19 protein-coding genes are annotated in these 19,007 nt (G+C 70.1%); 14 read left to right on the forward strand and 5 right to left on the reverse strand.

Translation table 11 applies throughout. The annotated features are described in order from the left end of the window. Entirely contained in the window at positions 1-2,082 is a 2,082-nt protein-coding gene (locus Q8L83_RS06700; protein ID WP_305285543.1) for a TonB-dependent receptor, read from the reverse strand. A 101-nt stretch (positions 2,083-2,183) separates the two neighbouring features. Between Q8L83_RS06700 and Q8L83_RS06705 the strand changes: the two genes are divergently transcribed. The 4 genes from Q8L83_RS06705 (at position 2,184) to arfB (ending at position 5,681) form a co-directional block, all read left to right on the forward strand. Further along, the gene (locus Q8L83_RS06705; protein WP_305285544.1) at positions 2,184-2,669 is read left to right on the forward strand and encodes a Fur family transcriptional regulator; all 486 of its coding nucleotides are present in this window, start codon (positions 2,184-2,186) and stop codon (positions 2,667-2,669) included. A 167-nt stretch (positions 2,670-2,836) separates the two neighbouring features. Further along, positions 2,837-4,183 (forward strand): caspase family protein, encoded by a 1,347-nt coding sequence (locus Q8L83_RS06710; protein ID WP_305285546.1) that lies wholly within the window; start codon positions 2,837-2,839, stop codon positions 4,181-4,183. Between the two features lie 32 nt (positions 4,184-4,215). Then, positions 4,216-5,034 (forward strand): CHAP domain-containing protein, encoded by an 819-nt coding sequence (locus tag Q8L83_RS06715; protein ID WP_305285547.1) that lies wholly within the window; start codon positions 4,216-4,218, stop codon positions 5,032-5,034. Positions 5,035-5,261: 227 nt separating this feature from the next. Beyond that, entirely contained in the window at positions 5,262-5,681 is a 420-nt protein-coding gene (arfB, locus tag Q8L83_RS06720; RefSeq protein ID WP_305285548.1) for an alternative ribosome rescue aminoacyl-tRNA hydrolase ArfB, read from the forward strand. Between the two features lie 21 nt (positions 5,682-5,702). Here the strand turns inward: arfB and Q8L83_RS06725 are convergent, their stop codons facing one another. Then, positions 5,703-6,233 carry a phosphoribosyltransferase gene (locus Q8L83_RS06725; RefSeq protein ID WP_305285549.1) on the reverse strand — a complete coding sequence of 177 codons (531 nt, stop codon included), beginning with the start codon at positions 6,231-6,233 and terminating at the stop codon, positions 5,703-5,705. Beyond that, a complete protein-coding gene (locus Q8L83_RS06730) occupies positions 6,223-7,095 on the reverse strand; it encodes a DUF3426 domain-containing protein (protein ID WP_305285550.1) in 873 nt (290 codons plus the stop codon). Before Q8L83_RS06730 ends, Q8L83_RS06725 begins: the two co-directional genes overlap by 11 nt. A gap of 56 nt (positions 7,096-7,151) precedes the next feature. Here Q8L83_RS06730 and ftsE point away from each other — a divergent pair, with 56 nt between their 5' ends. Genes ftsE through Q8L83_RS06750 form a run of 4 tightly spaced genes read left to right on the forward strand, consistent with a single transcriptional unit; the run spans position 7,152 to position 10,169 of the window. After that, positions 7,152-7,883, forward strand: coding sequence for a cell division ATP-binding protein FtsE (gene ftsE, locus Q8L83_RS06735; protein WP_305285551.1), 732 nt, complete (start codon positions 7,152-7,154; stop codon positions 7,881-7,883). Further along, positions 7,880-8,773, forward strand: coding sequence for an ABC transporter permease (locus tag Q8L83_RS06740; protein ID WP_305285552.1), 894 nt, complete (start codon positions 7,880-7,882; stop codon positions 8,771-8,773). The genes ftsE and Q8L83_RS06740 overlap by 4 nt, the downstream gene beginning before the upstream one ends. A gap of 7 nt (positions 8,774-8,780) precedes the next feature. After that, the gene (locus Q8L83_RS06745; RefSeq protein ID WP_305285554.1) at positions 8,781-9,407 is read left to right on the forward strand and encodes a YdcF family protein; all 627 of its coding nucleotides are present in this window, start codon (positions 8,781-8,783) and stop codon (positions 9,405-9,407) included. 57 nt (positions 9,408-9,464) lie between these two features. Further along, positions 9,465-10,169, forward strand: coding sequence for a 1-acyl-sn-glycerol-3-phosphate acyltransferase (locus Q8L83_RS06750; RefSeq protein ID WP_305285555.1), 705 nt, complete (start codon positions 9,465-9,467; stop codon positions 10,167-10,169). Positions 10,170-10,171: 2 nt separating this feature from the next. Here Q8L83_RS06750 and Q8L83_RS06755 read toward each other — a convergent pair whose 3' ends face one another. After that, positions 10,172-10,732, reverse strand: coding sequence for a gamma-glutamylcyclotransferase (locus Q8L83_RS06755; RefSeq protein WP_305285556.1), 561 nt, complete (start codon positions 10,730-10,732; stop codon positions 10,172-10,174). Between the two features lie 36 nt (positions 10,733-10,768). On the opposite strand from Q8L83_RS06755, the gene Q8L83_RS06760 reads away from it, so the two are divergent. The 6 genes from Q8L83_RS06760 (at position 10,769) to Q8L83_RS06785 (ending at position 15,872) form a co-directional block, all read left to right on the forward strand. Next, positions 10,769-11,803: a DUF2125 domain-containing protein gene (locus Q8L83_RS06760; RefSeq protein ID WP_305285557.1), complete on the forward strand. Its 1,035-nt coding sequence runs from the start codon at positions 10,769-10,771 to the stop codon at positions 11,801-11,803. Positions 11,804-11,900: 97 nt separating this feature from the next. Beyond that, complete coding sequence (locus Q8L83_RS06765) at positions 11,901-12,710, forward strand: chorismate mutase (protein WP_305285558.1); 810 nt, start codon at positions 11,901-11,903, stop codon at positions 12,708-12,710. 36 nt (positions 12,711-12,746) lie between these two features. Next, positions 12,747-13,868 carry a histidinol-phosphate transaminase gene (gene hisC, locus Q8L83_RS06770; protein WP_305285559.1) on the forward strand — a complete coding sequence of 374 codons (1,122 nt, stop codon included), beginning with the start codon at positions 12,747-12,749 and terminating at the stop codon, positions 13,866-13,868. Next, positions 13,868-14,797 carry a prephenate/arogenate dehydrogenase family protein gene (locus Q8L83_RS06775; RefSeq protein WP_305285561.1) on the forward strand — a complete coding sequence of 310 codons (930 nt, stop codon included), beginning with the start codon at positions 13,868-13,870 and terminating at the stop codon, positions 14,795-14,797. Before hisC ends, Q8L83_RS06775 begins: the two co-directional genes overlap by 1 nt. Continuing rightward, on the forward strand, positions 14,797-15,126 hold the full coding sequence (locus Q8L83_RS06780) for a multidrug efflux SMR transporter (RefSeq protein WP_305285562.1): 330 nt from the start codon (positions 14,797-14,799) through the stop codon (positions 15,124-15,126). The genes Q8L83_RS06775 and Q8L83_RS06780 overlap by 1 nt, the downstream gene beginning before the upstream one ends. Positions 15,127-15,188: 62 nt before the next feature. After that, the gene (locus Q8L83_RS06785) at positions 15,189-15,872 is read left to right on the forward strand and encodes a hypothetical protein (protein WP_305285563.1); all 684 of its coding nucleotides are present in this window, start codon (positions 15,189-15,191) and stop codon (positions 15,870-15,872) included. A 311-nt stretch (positions 15,873-16,183) separates the two neighbouring features. Here the strand turns inward: Q8L83_RS06785 and Q8L83_RS06790 are convergent, their stop codons facing one another. Further along, entirely contained in the window at positions 16,184-19,006 is a 2,823-nt protein-coding gene (locus Q8L83_RS06790) for an ATP-dependent DNA helicase (protein WP_305285564.1), read from the reverse strand. Position 19,007 lies beyond the last annotated feature (1 nt).

Consider the following 19,007-nt stretch of genomic DNA (forward strand, 5'->3'; position numbering starts at 1 on the left):
TCAGAAGCTGTAGCCCAGCCCCAGGCGGAAGGTCCGCCCCGGCAGGGGCGCCAGGTCCTTCAGGAACGAGGCGTGCTCGCGGGCCTCGGCGTCGTTCAGATTGCGGCCTTCGACAAAGATCTTGAACCCGTCGGTGGGACGGACCACCAGGGAGGCGTTGATCATCCGGTAGCCGTCCGTCGGCAACTCGCCCTCGGCGACCCGCTCCTGCTCGCCCACCTGGCGCACCTCAAGCTTGCCGGTCCACCAGCCGCCTTCGAAGACGCCACGGGCCGTGGCCGACCATGGCGGGATGCGGGCCGGCGCCCCCAGATCGGTGTCGCCGCGGACATAGTCGGCGACGCCTTCCAGGGTGAAGCTCCGGTCGCCGGCCTCCCACAGCCGATAGGAGACCTCGGCCTCGCCGCCCCAGAACTCGGCGTCCGTCTGCTGGTAGGCGAAGATGGGCAGCCCGCTCTCGTCATCCTCAAGGCCGGTCGGGCGCAGGTCGATGAAGCCTTCATAGCGCACGGCGAAGGCGTGCAGATCCATGTCCCAGGGTCCGCCGTCATAGTGCAGGGTGGCGTCCACGGCGTAGGACACTTCGGAGTCCAGGCCCACGTCGCCGACTTCGAAGGCGCGGGTGGCGATGTGCGGGCCGGCGGCGAACAGCTCGGCCTCGGTCGGCGCCCGGCCGGCCCGTGACAGGCTGACGCCGGCGAACCAGCCCTCGGCCGGACGCAGGAAGGCGCCGAGGCTCGCCGAGACATTGTCGAACTCGGTCTTTTGTGCGGCGGTCTCCAGGGTGCGGCGGTCGAAACGCAGGCCGCCCTCCAGGCCCCAGGCGTCACGGTCAAGACGCTGCAGGGTGAAGACGCCGGCTTCGTTGATCTCCACGGCCGGCACATAGGCCTCTTCGCCCAGGGCGTCGAAGTCCCGCGTCAGGGCCTGGACGCCGACGGCGCCCTGCCAACCATCACGCTCGGCCTGAACCAGCTCCAGCCGGCCCTCCCAGCCCTCGGACAGGAAACGGGTGGCCGGCTCGCCATCCTCGATCTCCACATGTTCGTAGTCGGCATAGCCGCCGGAGAAGCGGACCTTCTCGAAGGGGCCGAGCGCCAGGTCGAGGCCCCCGCGCAGATCGTAGCGGGTCTGCTTCAGATCGATCCGCACGCCTTCTTCGGCGCCGTGATCCTCGTCGTCATGGTCATGGTCATGATCGTGATCGTGATCGTGGTCGTGATCGTGGTCGTGATCGTGGTCGTCGTGGTCATGTTCATGGGCGTGGCCCGGCACCCCATAGCGGGTGTCAGTCTTCTTGACCGCCACGCCGAGGAAGCCACGGTCGCCCACATAGGAGACGCCGGCCCCATAGGAATCGAGAGCGACGCCGGTGTTCTCCACCACGCTGTCCTGCTTGCCGAGGAACTCTTCGCCCTCGGCGGCCAGCTGGCGTCGGGATTCCGGCAGGGTCGGCACGTCGTAGTCTTCGCTCTGGCGGCGCAGGGCGTCGAGGCTGAACACCCAGGGGCCGACGCCGGCCTTGAGCGCGCCCGAGGCTGTCTCGCCGCTGTCGCCACTGGAGAGGGCGCCCATGATCCGGCCTTCGACGCCGTCGACGGTCGTCTCGGAAATCCGATCGTCGATCACATTGACCACCCCGCCGATGGCCGAGCCGCCATAGGCGAGCGCCGCCGAGCCGCGCAGCACCTCGATCCGCCTGGCCTCCTGGGGATCGACCGCCACCTGGTGGTCGGGCGACAGGGCGCTGGCGTCCACCATGCCGACGCCATTGGTCAGGACCAGCACCCGGGGGCCGGCCAGGCCACGGATCACCGGGCGGCTGGCGCCAGGGCCAAAGAAGCTCGAGCGCACGCCGGGAAGGTCGCTGAGCACCTGGCCGAGCCCGGCCGCCGGGGCCATGTCGAGCGCATCGCGATCGATCACATCGACGCTGGTGGTCACCGAGTCGAGGGAGACCACATAGGGCGCCGCCGTCACCACGACTTCCGATACGCTGGTCGGGCGAGCGGCGGTCTGGCCAAAGGCCGGGCCGGCCGCCGCCAGCAGGGCGGCGGAGGCGAGCAGGATGGATTTACGCATGGGGACGCCCCGTTCTTGAAACCAAGCCGAAGCGTTATGAAATAACATAACTAGGCGTCAAGCCTGTTGCGCCGAAAAAGAGAGATGTTTAGCTGATCTGCATGGGAGCCGATTGTCACCACGCCGAAAGCGCACATCCGGGCCTCGAAGGGGTCGCGCTGGCCGATGCGGTCGCCGCCGCCCAGGCGCAGTGCGAGCGCACGCGTGAGCGGCTGACGCCGCCCAGGCGCCGGGTTCTCGAACTGCTTCTGGAGTCCGACGGGCCGATGAAGGCCTATGACCTGATCGCCGCCTATGGCCAGGACGGCGAACCGGCGAAGCCCCCCACCGTCTATCGCGCCCTGGAGTTTCTCGAACGGCTGGGCTTTGCTCACCGCATCGAAAGCCTGAACGCCTATGTGCCCTGCAAGATGGAAGGCGCCGGCCACCGGGCGGCCTTCCTGATCTGCGAATGCTGCGGGGCGGCCCAGGAGTTCGAACCCGACTTCTCGGCCCAGTTCGCCGCCGCCGAGTCCGCCGGCTACGCCGTGCGCACCGTGACGCTCGAGGCCCGCGGGCTCTGCCCGGCCTGCAAGGTTGAAGGCTAGACCCAGGGCCGCTCGCGTGAGCAGGGCTTCGCTCGCCTAAACCTCTCGTTCTTCAACCGGCACGATCTCTGGTTGTGAATCTCGTTGCCTTGCCGAACGGCGTTCTCTAATATGGGTTAACGGTCGGCGAGGAGGCGTGCATGTGGTTTTTCCGCAAGTGTCTCGGCTTGGTCCTTCTCTTGGCCGTTCCGCTGGCTGCGGCGGCCGAGCCCTGCGGCGACTTCGGGGAAAGCCGCCCCCTTTCCATACCGGTTACCTACGCGTCGGGTCCTGGCGAGCGGGAGCTCTACGCCGAAAGCCATGCGCTGATCCTGGCGGCGAGCGCCTATGAGCATTGGGATCGACTGGGCTCGGTGCCGGCCGAGACCCAGGACCTGGTGGACACCCTGGTCGCCCAGGGCTTTCACGTCCGCGTGGTCTGCGACCCCCGGGGCGGTGAAAACGGAGGACTGGGGGAGGTCGCGCGTTTTCTGAAGGCGTACGGCAAGGCCGATGCGCGGCTGATCATCTTCATGACCGGCCATGGCTGGGTCGAACCCCGCAAGACCATTGGCTATTATGCGGGCGTCGACAGTCCGCTGGCGGGCCAGGACGCCGCGGCCCTTAGCCTTTCGTCCGAACGGGTCATCGCCCTGGCTCGGGGCGCAAGCCCCCTGCACCTGCTGTTCGTGGTGGACGCCTGCTACTCGGCGGCGATCTTCACCACGAAGGGGGGTGAGCGGCCCCTGCGCGCCATCAGTCTGATCGACTACGAGGCGCTGGCCAAACCCACGCGCAGCTTCATCACCGCCGGCTCCACGGACCAGGAAACCCCCAGCCCCAGCATCTTCACCCCGGCCTTCGTCCTGGGCGTCTCCGGCTTCGCCGACCTGAACGGGGACGGTCTGGTCCGGGGCGCCGAACTGGCGGCGTGGCTCAGGGACAAGGTCGCCAACAGCACCGGCAGGGCGACGACGCCCATCGCCGGCCATGTGCCCCTGACGCCTGGCGAAATTGTCAGCGGCGGCGGCGATATCGTCTTCAAGTACGATCAGGCGCTGCGGCCGACGGCGCCGGACCGCCTGCGCAGTCCCGGGGCCGGCTGGATCGAGAGGCCCGCGGCGCCGATCGAAACTCCGCCTGAAGCCGCCTGGCCAGATCCGCGCTACGAGGTGACCTACTTCCAGAAGGCCAGCGACGGCGACAGGGTCATCGCCGCCCTCGACGCCGCAGGAACCCCCTATGCGAGCACCAAGGCGCTGCTGGCCGGACCCCAGCGTGTGACCAACGGGCTGGCCTGCCATCCTGACGCGCCCGTCGAGGTCGTGAGAGCCGCCGCCCGCGCGCTGATCGAAGGCGGCGTGCCTCTGAAGATCATCGATCAGGCCACCCTTCGCCTGCAGGAACGCCGCTTCATGCTGCAGGCCCTGAGCTTCGGCCGCTTCGAGAGCGCCGCCTACCGCCCCCTGACCCTGCAGGATCTGGAGCGTCTCGAGGGCTGCCCCAACGAGTTCGCCTTCCGATCGGCCAGCTAGGCCGGCCAGCACAAGTTTCTGAGAGAAGCGCCATGACCATGACCGCCCCGACGATGCCACGCCGGTCCCTGCTCGCCCTCGGCGCCCTGACGGCGGCGGCCCTCGCCGGAGCCCCTGCCCGCGCACAACCCGTCGACATGGAAGATGGACCAGACCCCGCCGATAGCCTGGTGACGGAACAGCAGTCTGGCGACGCCCGCCTGGCCAGCGAAAGCCTGACCTTTAACCCCGTCGCCCTGCTCCGCGACGTCCAGGGAGCGAGCAAGGCGGCCTTTGAGCCCCGGATTTCGGACTTCGCGCCGACCCTTCTCACGACCCTTGGGACGGACTTTGTCGGCAAGAGCCGCGCGCAGAACCGGGGTGAGATCACGGCCTATCTCGGCCTGTTCGACCTGCCCTTCTCCACACCCCAGGGGCCTGTGCCCTTCTGCGCGGCCGGGCTGTCCTACGCCTCGGCCAGCGTCTATGCGAAGGCCAAGGGCGTGACGGTGTCGCGCTCTTCGCTGCGAAGCCTGCTGGGCGATATCGACCACCATCACTTCTATCCCACCCCGTCGGTCATCGACATGATGTACGTCGCCATGGGCAAGCGGCGATGGGTCCGGCGTCAGGACGCGACGGGCAATCTGGCCGCCCGGCCCGGCTGGATCGTGGTCTTTAACTGGAATCAGGACGGCAAGCCGGACCATGTCGGGATCGTCGAGCGGGTCGCCGGCGCAAACCTCCACACCATCGAGTTCAACACCTCCGACACCGACAACTCCAACGGCGGCACGGTCGCCAGGCGGACGCGCCCGCTGAACGCTCAGGTGCAGGGGTTCATCCGGCCAGAAGTGGTGCGCGCGGTTTAAACCTCGCGCCTTCCGACACGTCCAACAGGCCCGGCCGCGGCTTGCCATCTGGCGCGGAGCGGCCAAGGCTCTAGACTGGCGTGCGGCCGCCCTCTGGCCGTCTGCTGCGCCTGGTCCATGCCCCTCACCGCCATCGTCGCCATTCTACCCCTGCGGGCGCTTACCGACTCCCGCGGCCTGCTGGCGTGGGCGGATCCAACCGGTGGTCTTCACCCGGCCAGACCCCGATGCTGAAGATCACGGACGCCGTCGCCATCGCGGACGACGAGTTCACCGAGCGGATGGTCAAGGCCAGCGGGCCGGGCGGGCAGCACGTCAACAAGACGTCCAACGCCGTGGAGCTGCGCTTTGATGTTGGCAGGTCCAGCCTGGCGGACGATGTGAAGGCCCGGCTGAGGCGGCTGTCGGGCAGCCGCCTGTCGAACGACGACGTGCTGATCCTCTTTTCGCAGGGCTCGCGGTCACTGGAGATGAACCGGCAGGAGGCCCGCGAGCGGCTGGCCGATCTGATCCGTCAGGCGCTGCATCGCCCCAAGGCGCGCCGCCCGACCAAGCCCACCAAGGCATCCAAGCTGCGCCGGCTCGACAGCAAGACCCGCCGCAGCGGGCTTAAATCCATGCGGGGCAGGCCGAGCAAGGACGACTGAGCGCCGCGCGCTGTCGGCGCTTCAGTCCAGCGCCCCGACATAGGGCAGGCCGCGCAGCTGGCCAGCGGCGTCCATGCCATATCCGACCAGGAAGCGCGGCGGCGCGGTCCAGGCGACGAAGTCCGGCTCGATGGCCCGGGGCGTCGGCCAGGGCTTGGTGGCGAAGACGCAGGTCAGCACCTCGGATGCTCCGGAGTCCCGCACCAAACGGGCGGCCTCGCTCAGGGACAGGCCGGTGTCGATCACGTCGTCGACGATCAGGGCGCGGCGCCCCTCCAGGGGGCGTTGCAGGTCGGCCCGCACCTCGCAGCGGCCCAGGCTGGCGCGGGCGTCGCCATAGGAGGCCAGCCACAGGGCGTCGAAGCGTACATTGCGCCCAGCCCGGGCCAGGGCCCGGGTCAGGTCGGCGCAGAACCACAGGCCGCCGGTGAGCAGGCAGATGACCACGGTGTCGTCGTCGATCCGCGGCGCGATCTGCTGGGCCAGGGCCTCGACCCGGCGGGCGACCTCCGCCTCGTCCAGCAGGACCTCCGGGGTCCGCTCAGCCGTCATGATGGGCCTGCGCCTCGTGATCGTCGGCCGGCAGGGGCTTGGCGTCCAGCACCTCTCGGGCCTCGATGGCCGGGTCGGCGGCCTCGGCCGCGCCGCGCAGATCCAGGGCCGCAGGCTCGGCCGGCGGTTCGGCGGCGGCGCGCAGTTCGGCGAAGCTGATCTCCAGGTCGGCCGCCGTGCCGGGGGGGTCGATGATGGCGATGGCGAAGTGGCGGGTCTCGCCCGGCGGAATGTTGGGGTCGGCGGCCCGGGCGACCTTGGTCGCCACGGCCGCGCCGGACTTGTCCAGCAGGCGGATCTGCAACGGCGGGGCGGTGATGGTGCGGTCTTCGATATTGCGGATCATGCCCGAGACCGAAAGCGCGGCATGGCCGTCATGCAGGGCCGGTTCGAACTCGACCCCCTCGATCGCCAGGCCGATGCTGTTGACCGGCAGGCCGACGCTGGCGAAGGCGCCGGCCGAGCTGGGCCACAGGCGGACCACATCCACCCGGAAAACCACCGCCACGGCGATCATCAGGGCCAGGGCCGCCGACATGCCGGCCCAGACGACGCCGGTGGCGGCGGCCTCGCGCAGGCGGCGGTTGTCATCGGCCTTGGCGCGGAACGCCTTGGGCAGGGCCACGCCGCCCTCGGCCGCCGCCGCGGTCTTTTCGGGGTCGGCTTGATCGGTGGAGGTTGTAGGGGTATCGGCGGGGGCGGGCTCAATCTGGGCGGCCGGAAGGGCCGTGTTCAGTTCGATCTCGCGGCGCGCCGTCCACCGATGGCCGCAGCTCGCGCACTTCACGACGCGCCCATCCTCGGGAATCTTCGCGTCGTCCACGAAATAGCTGGTGGAGCAGTCTGGACAGGTCAGTATCATGGCCGCCGTATCGGACCCTCCAGCCCACCGTATCGAGGTCGCCGATTCCGGTCTCCATGTCCAGAAACCCGTACGCCGCAGACGCGACCGACGCCGATGACGCCGTCGTGCGCTTTGACGACGTCTCCATGCGGTACGGGCGCGCGCCAGAGACGCTGCGGGACCTCACCTTTTCCTTGCCGCAAGGGTCTTTCCATTTCGTCACCGGCCCGTCGGGTGCGGGCAAGACCTCTCTGCTCAAGCTCATCTATCTGGCGGCGCAGCCGTCCAAGGGACTCTTGCACCTGTTCGGCCAGAACGTCGCCCAGGCTCCGCTTGATGTCCGGCCTTTTCTGCGCCGTCGCATCGGGGTGGTGTTCCAGGAGTTCCGCCTGCTCGACCATATGAGCGCCTTCGACAACGCCGCCGTGCCCCTGCGCATCGCCGGCGCCAAGCCCGACTCCTATCGCCAGGACGTAGCCGAGCTTCTGACCTGGGTCGGTCTCAAGGACCGGATGCACGCCCTGCCCCCGACCCTGGCCGGCGGCGAGAAGCAGCGCCTGGCCATCGCCCGGGCCGTGGTCGGCCGCCCCGACATTCTGCTGGCTGACGAGCCGACGGGCAATGTGGACCACGAGATGGGCCTGCGAATCCTTCGCCTGTTCCTGGAGCTCAATCGGCTGGGCACGACCGTGCTGATCGCCACCCACGACCAGGATCTGGTGGCCCGGTCGGGCAAGCCGATCCTGCACCTGGAGGACGGCCGGCTGGTCCATATGGGTCCCGTGCCCCAGGGCTTCGGCGGATGAGCGTCATCTTCGATCCCGCCCGCTGGCGCCCCGCCGCCTTCCTGCCTGAGCGGGACACCCGCGACAGCGCCCTGGTCTTCGTGGTCGCCGTCCTGTGCTTCATGGCCTGCCTGACCGCCCTGGGGGTCATCGCCGCCGACCGGGCCGCGCGGGGCTGGTCGGACCAGCTCAGCGGCGAGATGACGGTGATCGTCCGCCCCAAGGCCAATGAGACCCCCGATTCCGCCGCCGGCCGCGCCGCCGAGACCCTGGCCGGCGTCCCCGGCGTGGCCGAGGCCCGGGCCCTGGAGCGGGAAAAGGCCGAGGCCCTGATCGCCCCCTGGCTCGGGGATGTGGCCGACCTCGCCGACCTGCCCGTGCCGCGCCTGGTGGCCGTCACCCTCAGCCGCGAGACCCCCGCCACCGCCGAGGCCCTGGAGCGCGCCCTGCGCACCCGCGGCCTGGACGCCGTGGTGGACGACCACACCACCTGGCTCGCCGACATCCAGCGCGGCGCGGCGATCGCGCGCTGGCTGGGGATCGGGGTCTTCCTGCTGATCTCGGCCGCCGCCGCCGCCGTGGTCGCCTTCGCCACCCGGGCGGGCCTCGCCGCCCGGCGCGAGGTGGTCGAGCTGCTGCACCTGACCGGGGCCGAGGACGCCTTCATCGCCCGGCTGTTTCAGGCCCGCTTCGCCCGCATGGCCGCAGGCGCCGGCCTGGTGGGGGCCGCCGCCGCCGCCGCCCTGGGGGCTGGCCTTCGCCTGGCCGGCGGGGGTCAGGGGCTGACGCCGGTGCTCCCGGTGGCTTGGAGCGATCTGCTGGCCGTTCTACCCTGCCCCCTGGCTGCGGCCCTTGTGGCGGCGGTGGCCGCGCGCCTGACGGCCGCAAACCTCATTCGCGAGCTCGCCTAGCGCCTCCATGAAAACGCTCGCCCTCCTCTTCGTCGCCGCCCTGATCTGGGGCGCCGGGCTCCTGGCCTTCGCCGCGCGCGTGGAAACCTCGACGCCAGCGCCCGAGCCTGTCGCCGCCGACGGCATCGTCGCCCTTACGGGCGCGGGCTCCAACGCGCGGATCGCGGCGGGCATGCGCCTGCTGGAGGCCGGCAAGGGCGACCGGATGCTGGTGTCCGGCGTCAATCGCGAGGCCAGCCGCGAAGACATCCGCAATGTCAGCCGGGCGGTTCAGCTGCTCTATGACTGCTGCGTCGATCTGGGCTTCGAGGCCGCCGACACCTTCGGCAACGCCCAGGAGACCGCCGGCTGGGTTCGGGCGCGTCGCTTTGACAGCCTGATCGTAGTGACCGCCGACTATCATATCCCCCGCGCCATGCTGGAGCTGGGCTCAGCCCTGCCGGACACGACCCTGCAGGCCTATCCGGTGGAGACGCCGGGGTTCGACGCCCGCGGCTGGTGGCGCACCTCCGGCGGCGCCCGGCTGATGGTCACCGAATACATGAAGTATCTGGCCATCCTGGGTCGTGAGACGGTGCTGGGCCTGGGTCCGAAGGACGAGCCAGAGGCGGCCCCGGCGGCCGACAGCGGTTGATCTTTCGATCCGGGCGCCTGAACCAGGACGCCGCAAGACACTGAAGAAAGGCCCCCCGTGACGGCTCTGCGCTCTTTGCTCTTCGTGGCGCTCTTCTATTTGTGGTCGGCCGTGGTGGCGATCAGCATCACGCCGCTGCTGCTGGCGCCGCGGGCCTGGACCCTGCGGGCGCTCGATTTCTGGAGCCGCGGCGTCATCGCCCTGCTGCGGATCTGCGACATCAGGGTGGAGCTGCGCGGGCGCGAGCACATGCCGGTCGGCGCAGCCCTGGTGGCGCCCAAGCATCAGTGCATGTTCGACGTCTTCGCCCAGTTCTCCTGGCTGCCCGACACCTGCTTCGTCCTGAAGAAGGAGCTGATGTGGATTCCCTTCTTCGGGTGGTTCGCCCAGAAGGCGGACATGATCGTGGTCGATCGCCAGGCCCATTCGGCGGCTCTGAAGAAGATGGTCCGCGACGCCAAGGATCGCCTGAGCGAGCCGCGCCAACTGCTCATCTTCCCCGAAGGCACCCGGGGACCGCCCGGGGTGAAGGGCGACTACAAGCCCGGCATCGCCGCGCTCTATCGCGAGCTGGGCCTGCCGGTTCATCCGGTGGCGACCAATTCCGGCGTCCACTGGCCCAAGCATGGCTTCCTGCGCAAACCCGGCGTCATCGTGTTCGAATATCTTGAGCCGATCCCGCCAGGCCTGAAGCGGGCTGAGTTCATGCGCCTGCTGGAAGAGCGGATCGAAACCGCCTCGATGAAGCTGCTGGATCTGTAGGATTAGCCTGGGCTCAAGGCGCGCCCTGTCTTCGGCCCGCCCTCGACCTTGGCCAGCAGGGCCTCCATAGCCCGGTCGCCGACACCTTCCTCCCGCAGATGCGCCACCAGGTCGCGCAGATAGTCCTCGTTCGGACCTGACAGGCCGACCGCGCCAGTGATCAGCTCGGCCTGCCGCTCCAGCGACAGGGCGCCGGCCCACTGCGGATGGCCAGTGTCGGAAAGGAAGACCAGGCTCTCCACCCTTCGGCCGTCGGCCAGCCGGATGGCCCGCCTGGCCTCCACATAGGTCTCGGTGGGCTGCTCGCGCTCCAGGAGATAGGCGTAGACCTCGGGCCAGGCCTGCGGCGCAATGCGATAGGCCGCGCCGCGGACTGCGCCGCCCGGCGCCAGGCCCAGCACCAGGCCCGGCCGCTCATAGGTCCCGCGATGATGGACCGAATAGATGCAGAACGCCCGGCGGCGGCCGTGTAGGGTGGCGCTCGAACGCTCGACAAAGTCGAAGCCCGGCCGCCACATCAGCGACCCGTAGCCAAACACCCAGTATTCTTCGTCGTCCGACATTCCCGATCCGCTAGAAGAAGCCTCGCAAACCCGTCCATGTCTGTGCCCGATACCAAGCCCGCCCGCAAACCCCGCCGCCTCGGCCTCATCCTGCCCTTCGCCCTGCTGATCCTGGCGGTCATCGTCTGGAGCGGCTTCTGGTTCTGGACCCGCATCCAGACCGGCGACCGGATGGACGCCACGGCCGAGACCCTGCGCAGCGCCGGCTATGAGGTGAGCTGGGGCGCGCGAAGCATCGGCGGCTATCCCTTCCGGCTGAACGTCACCCTGACCGACGCGCGGATCCGCGAGCCCTCAGGATGGGCCATCGCCACGCCGCGCCTGGAGTCCGAGGCCTTCATGCACGCCCTGGACCGCTGGGTGTTCGCCGCGCCTGACGGCCTGACCTTCACCCGTCCCCAGTCGGGCTCGGTAAAGGTGAATGGCCGGGTGCTGCGGGCCAGCCTCGGCGACGCCGACCGCAAGCCCCCGAGCTTCGACTTCCAGGGGCTGGACGTGATCTTCGCCCCTGGCCCCGGCGCCCAGCCCTTTGCGCTATCGTCCGCCGAGGAGGTCGCCTTCCATCTGCGTCCCGGGCCTGAGGACCAGGGCGCGGTGTTCCTGGGGGTCACCAAGGGGCAGGCTCAGTTCTCCGGCGCCTTCGCCCGCATCGCCCAGGACGGCGACGTCGATCTGAAGTGGGACGCCGTCCTCAGCAAGATGAGCGCCTTTGACGGCGCCGACTGGCCCTCTGCCGTCCGCAACTGGGCCCTGGCCGGCGGCATGGCCCAGATCCAGGAGGCCGGGCTGACCGCGGGCGAGGCCATGATCGGGGTCAATCGCGGCCAGCTGTTCGTCGGTCCCGACGGCCGTCTGCGCGGAACCCTGGACGTCACCCTGCGCGAGGCGCCTGAGGCCCTCGAGGCCCTGGGCGCTGGTGGAGTCCTGCCCCCGGAGACCGCTGACACCGCCGCGGCCGTCACCGCCGCACGGCAGGGCGCCGACAATGTCGCCCAGGCGGCCATCACATTCCAGGCGGGGCAGACCACCCTTGGCCCCGTGGCTATCGGGCCGGCGCCGCGGGTCTACTGAGGCCGATGGTTTCGGCTGCAACTTTATTGCGTCAAGGCGGACTATTGCGCGCTCTGGCGCAATGACCTAGGTCGCGGCTTTCGTTTCGGGAACAGAAATGGCCGACGCCCCGCACCCTGCGCCTTCGCCCGTCCCCCTGGACGCCGTCCGCGCCCGCATCGATGAGATCGACGCCGGCCTGCTGGCGCTGTTGGACGAGCGTACGGCGCTCGGCAAGCAGGTGGCCGCCGCCAAGGCCGCCGCCGGCCAGGCTGATCGCTTTGGTCTGCGCCCCGGGCGGGAGACCGAAATCCTGCGCCGGCTGCTGGCCATGCCCCGCCAGGGCGCCAGCGACGCCCTGGTCATCCGGGTGTGGCGCGAACTGATGGGCCAGAGCCTGGCCTTGCAGGGGCCCTTCGCCCTGACGGTCTGGGGCGGCCCGACGCCGGCCCGGGCGGTGGAGCTGGCCCGCCTGCGCTTCGGCGCCGCGCCGTCCCTGCGCATGGCCCAGAAGCCCGAAGAAACCCTCGCCGCCGCCAAGCTCAAGGGCGGGGTCGGCGTGGCCATGCTGAGCGGCGACAGCGCCTGGTGGGGCCGCCTGCTGGCCGAGCCCAAGCTCAAGGTGTTCGCCGTCCTGCCCTGCCTCAACATCTGGGGGCCGCCCTCGGCTCTGGCCTTCGCCGAGGTCGAGGTCGAGCCCACCGGCGCCGATGTCACCCTTTGGGTCACCGACGCCCCTGGCCCCGCCGCCCGCACGGCCGAGGCGCTCAGCCGCGACGGGGTGGCCGCCGAACTGCTGAGCGATGCCGGCGGCCTCAAGCTCTTCACCCTGGCCGGCTACTACCAGGCCGATGATGAGCGGCTGGCCCGGGCGCCGGGTCGGCTCAGCGGCGTCATCGGGGCTGCGCCGGAACCGTTCGACGTGTAAGAGCCAGGGCCTGACACGACCAACCCAGGCCTTCCCATGTCCCAGTCCCTCGATCGCGCCGCCGCCGACCGTCCGGTTCCCAAGCCGGGCATCCTCGACATCGCCGCCTACGTCCCCGGCAAGGCCAAGGTGGACGGGATTGAGCATCCGCTGAAGCTGTCGGCCAATGAGAACGTCCTGGGCTGCAGCCCCAAGGCCAAGGCCGCCTTCGCCGCGGCCATCGACCAGCTGCATGTCTATCCCGACAGCCGCGCCACGCCATTGCGCGAAGCCATCGCCAGGACCTTCCGGCTGGAGCCGGACAGGCTGATCTTCGGCTGCGGTTCGGACGAGATCTTCCACATGCTCTGCCAGGCCTATCTGGAGCCCGGCGACAACATCGTGCAGGGCGAGTTCGCCTTCGGCGCCTATGCGATCGGGGCCCGCGCCTGCCAGGCCGAAGTGCTGAATGCGCCGGAGCCGGACTATCGCATCGATGTGGACGAACTCTTGAAGCTGGTGAACGACCGCACCCGGCTGGTCTTCATCGCCAACCCCGGCAATCCCACCGGCACCTATATCGGCGGCGAAGACATCCGCCGCCTGCACGCCGCTCTGCCCAAGAGCGTGGTCCTGGTGCTGGACGGCGCCTATGCCGAGTTCGTCGACGACCCCGCCTTCGAGGACGGGACCGATCTGGCGCGCACCAGCGACAATGTCATCGTCACCCGCACCTTCTCCAAGCTGCACGGCCTGGCGACCCTGCGGGTAGGCTGGGCCTACGGCCCGCCCGAGATGATCGACGCCCTGGACCGCATCCGCCAGCCGTTCAACACCTCCATCCCCGGCCAGCTCGCCGCGGTGGAGGCCCTGGCCGACACCGACTTTCAGAAGGAGTCCCTGGACCTGCTGGCCAAGTGGCGGCCCTGGCTCGCCCAGCAGCTGGGGGGCCTGGGCCTCTCGCCGGTGCCCAGCGCCACCAACTTTGTCCTGATCGGCTTTCCCGCCACCGGCCCCAAGAGCGCCAAAGCGGCCGAGGCCTATCTGGCCGGCCGCGGCCTGATCCTGCGGGGCGTCGGCGGCTATGGTCTGCCTGATCACCTGCGCATGACCATCGGCCTGGAAGCGCATAACCGCGCCGTGGTCGAGGCCCTGGCCGACTTCATGAAGGCCGACTGATGGCCGAGCCCGTCTTCGCCCGCCTGGCCATTATCGGCTGTGGCCTGATCGGCTCGTCCCTGGCCCGCGGCGCGCGCGCGTCCGGCGCCGCCGGCCAGATCGTCATCCATGACGCCAGCGCGTTTGCGCGGGCCCGCATCGCCGAGCTGGGCCTGGCCGACCAGGTGACGCTGAGCGCCGAAGAGGCGGTGACCGGCGCCGACCTCATCATCTTCGCCACCCCGGTGCGCGCCATCGGCGAGGCGGCGGCCGCCTGCGCCCACGCCATTTCGCCCGGCGCCATCGTCAGCGACGTGGGCTCGGTGAAGGCCGCGGTCAGCGAGGCGCTCTCCGCCGCCCTGCCCGACAGCGTCCATATCGTGCCGGGCCACCCCATCGCCGGCACCGAGCAGTCGGGTCCGGACGCCGGCTTCGCCGAACTGTTCCACCAGCGCTGGGTGATCCTGACCCCGCAGGCCCGCGAGGACGACGCCTATCTGGAGGCGGTCCAACGCCTGGCCGACTTCTGGACCGCGCTCGGCGCCCAGGTCGAACGGATGGACGACAGGCACCACGACCTGGTCCTGGCCGTCACCAGCCACCTGCCCCACCTGATCGCCTACAACATCGTCGGCACCGCCGCCGACATGGAGGAGGTCACCCGCGCCGAGGTGATGAAGTACTCCGCCGGGGGTTTTCGCGACTTCACCCGCATCGCCGCCTCAGACCCGACCATGTGGCGCGACATCTTCCTGACCAACAAGGACGCGGTGCTGGAGGTGCTGGGCCGCTTCACCGAAGACCTGCAGGCCCTGTCGCGGGCCATCCGCTGGGGCGAGGGCGACAAGCTCTATGACCTGTTCAGCCGCACCCGCGAGATCCGCCGTGGGGTGATCGAGGCCGGCCAGGAAAGCGCCGAGCCCGACTTCGGCCGAAAGCGGGGCGGCTGATGCCCGGTATGGCCTGGCTGGCCATCGCCATCGTCGCCGAGGTGATCGCCACCACGGCGCTGAAGGCCTCGGACGGCTTCCGCAACACCGCCCCCTCGGTGATCACCGCGGTGGGCTATTCCATCGCCTTCTGGTGCATGTCCCAGGCCATGCGCACCGTGCCCGTGGGCATCGTCTACGCCCTGTGGTCCGGCGTCGGCATCGTGCTGATCACGATCATCGCCTGGGTCCTCTACCGCCAGAACCTGGACCTGCCAGGCCTCATCGGCATCGGCCTGATCCTGGCCGGCGTGGTGGTCATCCAGGTGTTTTCCAAGGCGACGGCTTAAGGTCGGGCGACAACCACCGAAGCGTGTAAGCTCGATCCCGCATAACGTGGGATGGAGTTCGCATGTTGTCCCGTATCCTGGCGACCGTCATTTTCTCGGCCTTGGCCTCGACCGCCAGCGCCGCCGAGTTCCGATGTCTTGGCCGGGCGGAAGCCGAAGTCGGTCAAAGCGTCGAGGCCGTGATTGCGATCGCCGACGATGGGACCAGGACAGCGACCGTCTACTGGAGTCCCCGCGCCGTTCCTGAGGACTCGTTCGGCTTTGTCACCGTCGCCATCTCTCGCTCGGTCGCCGATATTCGCGCCCTGAAGCTCGGCCCGTTCACGGCCATCATCCCGGTCATCGGCGTGAAGGCGGAGGATGCAGTGGGCGACAGCGCGGTGATGATCGCATCGACCGATCTGGTGGCGCCGGTCGCCAAGACCTGGACGCTCTTTGGCCAACTGCTTGGGCAGACCCACGAACCGAATGGGACGGTCGCCGTGGTGGGCGGTGTGCCCTTCACCCGCGACGATGATGAGACCCGCGGGCTCGTTGAGTCCCTGGCCGGCGCACGTTCCCTCATCGTGTCGGCGCACGACATGAGGACGCTGCAGCCATACGCAAAGGGTCTCTTCTTGCTGGATGACGACGCCGCGGTTGAGGATCTGATGCGAGCCGCATTGACGACCGCCGTGAGCAAGGCCGAGACGCCATCGGCAAGCTGCGACGTGAGGCCACCCACTGCCGCGCCGCTTGCGCCCTAAGGCCTCACCCTTGGCGCCAAGGCCCAGCATGAGGTGAGGACGAATAGCCCTCGCCTTTGGTCGCCTCCACTCCGTCATGCTCGGCCTTGTGCCGAGCATCCCTGTCGAGGGCGGGCGCGAGCGTCGCGAGGGATCCTGGGCACAAGGCCCAGGATGACGTGGGAGGAAGAAGAGCCCGCTCCTTTGGTCGTCACCCTCGTGCTTGACCCGAGGGTCCATGAACACCTCGGCTGGTCCGGTGTGCATGGATGGTCGGGTCAAGCCCGACCATGACGGATGGGGGTAGGGGGAGCCTTCGCACGCCGGGGGCGTCAATCCTCCGGCGCGGTGCGCCCGGGCTCGTCCGTCTTCAAGAACGCCGCCGTCGCCTCGATGGCCTCCACCAGGCCCATGCGCTGGATCTCCACCCCCGGCGGCAGGCTGGAGAACAGGCGGGTTGGCGCGGCCGCATCGAGCATGACGAAGACGCCCTTGTCGTCAGCCCTGCGGATGAGGCGGCCGAAGGCCTGGGCGATGCGGCCCCGGGCGATGGAGTCGTCATAGCCCTTGCCGCCGAAGCGGACCCGACGGGCCTTGTGCAGGATATCGGGCCTGGGCCACGGCACCCGGTCGAAGACCAGCAGGCGCAGCGAACGGCCGGGCACATCGACCCCATCGCGCACCGCGTCGGTGCCCAGCAGGCAGGCGTCCTGCTCGGCGCGGAAGATGTCCACCAGGGCGCCGACCTCCAGCGCATCCACATGCTGGGCATAGAGGGCCAGCCCCTTGTCGGCCAGGGGGGCGGCGATGCGCTCATGCACCGCGCGCAGGCGGCGAATGGCGGTGAACAGGCCAAGGCCGCCCCCGCCGGCCGCCAGGAACAGCTCCCGCATGGCCGCGGCCACCTGGCGGGGATCGTCCTTGCCCACATCGGTGACCACGAAGGCCCGCGCATTGGTCGCGTAGTCGAAGGGCGAGGCGAGCTTCAGCGTCTTGGGCCGGTCGGGCAGGCGCGCGGCGCCGGTGCGCATCTCGGCCAGGGCGAAGGGATCATCAAGGCCCGGATCGGCCAGGGTGGCGCTGGTCACCAGCACCCCGTGGGCAGGCGCGATGACGGCGTTGGTCAGGGGCTCGGTGGGATCGACCCAGTGACGGCGGCAGGCGGCGTCCACCACCCGGCCATAGAGGAAGGTGGCGTCGAACCAGTCGACGAAGTCCGGATCGTCCTCGGCGTCCTCGTCGATGGCCCGCAGCATGGAGCGCCAGGCCGGCAGGGTCATCCGCGCGCGACGATCCAGCCCGCGCAACGCTCCTTCGATCCGCGCCCGTTCGCTGGGCCCCAGCGTCGCGGCCTCGGCGTCCAGCAGGTCTTCCAGGTGACGGGCCAGCGCCAGCAGGGGCGCCTCGATGCGGGCCAGGGCTGCAGCCGCTTCCCGAGCGGTGTCGCGCACCAGGTCGAGCGCGGGCCGCGCGGCGCACTCCATGCCCACCTCGGACGGGGCGGCCCGGGCGCGCAACTGCTCCAGCACGGCCACCAGGAAAGCCTCGATAGCGCCGATGGGGTTCACCTCGCCGGTGGCGGGCGCAATACGACCAGACCAGCCCTCGCCGGGCAGGGCGGCGGCGGCCTGCAGGGCGGCCAGCAGGGCGCGCTTGGCCTCATCGGCGTCGCCCAGCACGTCCATCAGCCGGGCCTCAAGCCCCCGCCCCCGGCGGCCGCGACCCTCCGGCCCCCGCAGCCAGCGGCGCAGCTCGGCGGACTCCGCGCCGGAGATGGCGGCGGAGAAGGCGCTGTCGGCGGCCTCGAACAGATGGTGGCCCTCGTCGAACACCAGGCGCTTCAGATGCGCGGTCTCGCTGTCGGCCTTGGAGCCCCGGGCCGCACGTGCGCCGTCAAAGGCCGCCTGGGTCAAAACGAGCGCATGGTTGGCGATCACCAGGTCGGCGCGCCGTGAGCCGCGGATGGCCTTCTCTACGAAACAGGTCCGATAGTGCGGACAGCCGGCGTGGACGCACTCGCCCCGGCGATCCACCAGATTGGCGGCCGAGGCCTGCATCGGCGTGGGCAGCCCAAACAGGGTCGGCAGCCAGGCGGGAAAATCGCCGCCGGTCATGTCCCCGTCCCGCGTCGCCCGGGCCCAGCGGGCGGCCAGCGTCAGGCCCACCAGGTCGCCATTGCCCAGCTGGGCGGCGTTGACCGCGTCCTGCAGGTTCAAGAGGCAGAGATAGTTTTCCCGACCCTTTCGGACCACCGCCTTGCGGGCGCGGGTCTTCTCATCGGGATAGATGGCGTGGCTCTCGCGCTCGATCTGCCGCTGCAGGGCGCGGGTATAGGTCGAGACCCAGACCGCCGGCCCATTGGCCTCGGCCCAGAGCGAGGCCGGCGCGAGGTAGCCCATGGTCTTGCCGATGCCGGTGCCGGCCTCGGCCAGCATCATCCGCGGCTCGCCCTCCTTGTCCCGGGGCTGGAAGGCGTAGGCGGCTTCGGTGGCGAACTCCGCCTGGGAAGGACGGGCTTCGTCGAGACCCGCCCGATGCAGCAGCTCCGACAACCGCAGGGCGGCCTCAGGCCCTGCGATCGGGCGAGAGCCGGCCTCGCCGGGCGGGGCCTGGTCTTCCCACTCCGGAATGCGGCTCCAAACATCGAGCCCCGAACCGCGAAAGGCGTTGCCCACCGGCGCAGAGCGCAGGGCGCCGATCACCGCCGCCCCCCAGGCCCAGCCGGCCCGCGCCAGGGTTTCGGCCTGGGCCAGGGCCTCCTCCCGATTGGGCTGCGGCGTGCGGGCCAGTTCCTCCAGCAGCAGCAGGCAGGCCTGGCGCAGGGCGCGCGCCTGGGCTGGCGCGCCCTTGGGCTCAGGCAGACCGAGCGTCTGGGCGAGGCCCGCGGCCGAGGGCGCGCAGAACTTCGCCGGCCGCACGAAGGCGAACAGCTCCAGGGCGTCGAAGGTGCGCGGGCTGCGCGGCGGCGGATGCAGGGCCAGCCGCCTTGCGGTCATGGCCGCATGGGCCACCAGGACCGGGCCGCGCTCGAACAGGTCGCGGGCGTCGGGCGCCCGCAGAGCCTCGGCCCGCTCGGCGTCGGCCGCGCCGGCGCGGGGTCCCGGCAGGACCACCAGGGCCGGCGCCAGATCGAGGGCGGGGGAAAGCGCGTTCACC

The sequence above is a fragment of the Phenylobacterium sp. genome, from assembly GCF_030680185.1.
GTDB lineage: Bacteria > Pseudomonadota > Alphaproteobacteria > Caulobacterales > Caulobacteraceae > Phenylobacterium.

Bases quoted from the DNA above. Each gene is read 5' to 3' on its own strand.
- arfB (WP_305285548.1), top strand. From the start codon at position 5,262: ATGCTGAAGATCACGGACGCCGTCGCCATCGCGGACGACGAGTTCACC.
- Q8L83_RS06700 (WP_305285543.1), bottom strand. From the start codon at position 2,082: ATGCGTAAATCCATCCTGCTCGCCTCCGCCGCCCTGCTGGCGGCGGCC.
- Q8L83_RS06755 (WP_305285556.1), bottom strand. From the start codon at position 10,732: ATGTCGGACGACGAAGAATACTGGGTGTTTGGCTACGGGTCGCTGATG.
- Q8L83_RS06780 (WP_305285562.1), top strand. From the start codon at position 14,797: ATGCCCGGTATGGCCTGGCTGGCCATCGCCATCGTCGCCGAGGTGATC.
- Q8L83_RS06715 (WP_305285547.1), top strand. From the start codon at position 4,216: ATGACCATGACCGCCCCGACGATGCCACGCCGGTCCCTGCTCGCCCTC.
- Q8L83_RS06765 (WP_305285558.1), top strand. From the start codon at position 11,901: ATGGCCGACGCCCCGCACCCTGCGCCTTCGCCCGTCCCCCTGGACGCC.
- Q8L83_RS06760 (WP_305285557.1), top strand. From the start codon at position 10,769: ATGTCTGTGCCCGATACCAAGCCCGCCCGCAAACCCCGCCGCCTCGGC.
- Q8L83_RS06785 (WP_305285563.1), top strand. From the start codon at position 15,189: ATGTTGTCCCGTATCCTGGCGACCGTCATTTTCTCGGCCTTGGCCTCG.
- Q8L83_RS06705 (WP_305285544.1), top strand. From the start codon at position 2,184: ATGGGAGCCGATTGTCACCACGCCGAAAGCGCACATCCGGGCCTCGAA.
- hisC (WP_305285559.1), top strand. From the start codon at position 12,747: ATGTCCCAGTCCCTCGATCGCGCCGCCGCCGACCGTCCGGTTCCCAAG.
- Q8L83_RS06745 (WP_305285554.1), top strand. From the start codon at position 8,781: ATGAAAACGCTCGCCCTCCTCTTCGTCGCCGCCCTGATCTGGGGCGCC.
- ftsE (WP_305285551.1), top strand. From the start codon at position 7,152: ATGTCCAGAAACCCGTACGCCGCAGACGCGACCGACGCCGATGACGCC.
- Q8L83_RS06730 (WP_305285550.1), bottom strand. From the start codon at position 7,095: ATGATACTGACCTGTCCAGACTGCTCCACCAGCTATTTCGTGGACGAC.
- Q8L83_RS06775 (WP_305285561.1), top strand. From the start codon at position 13,868: ATGGCCGAGCCCGTCTTCGCCCGCCTGGCCATTATCGGCTGTGGCCTG.
- Q8L83_RS06725 (WP_305285549.1), bottom strand. From the start codon at position 6,233: ATGACGGCTGAGCGGACCCCGGAGGTCCTGCTGGACGAGGCGGAGGTC.
- Q8L83_RS06740 (WP_305285552.1), top strand. From the start codon at position 7,880: ATGAGCGTCATCTTCGATCCCGCCCGCTGGCGCCCCGCCGCCTTCCTG.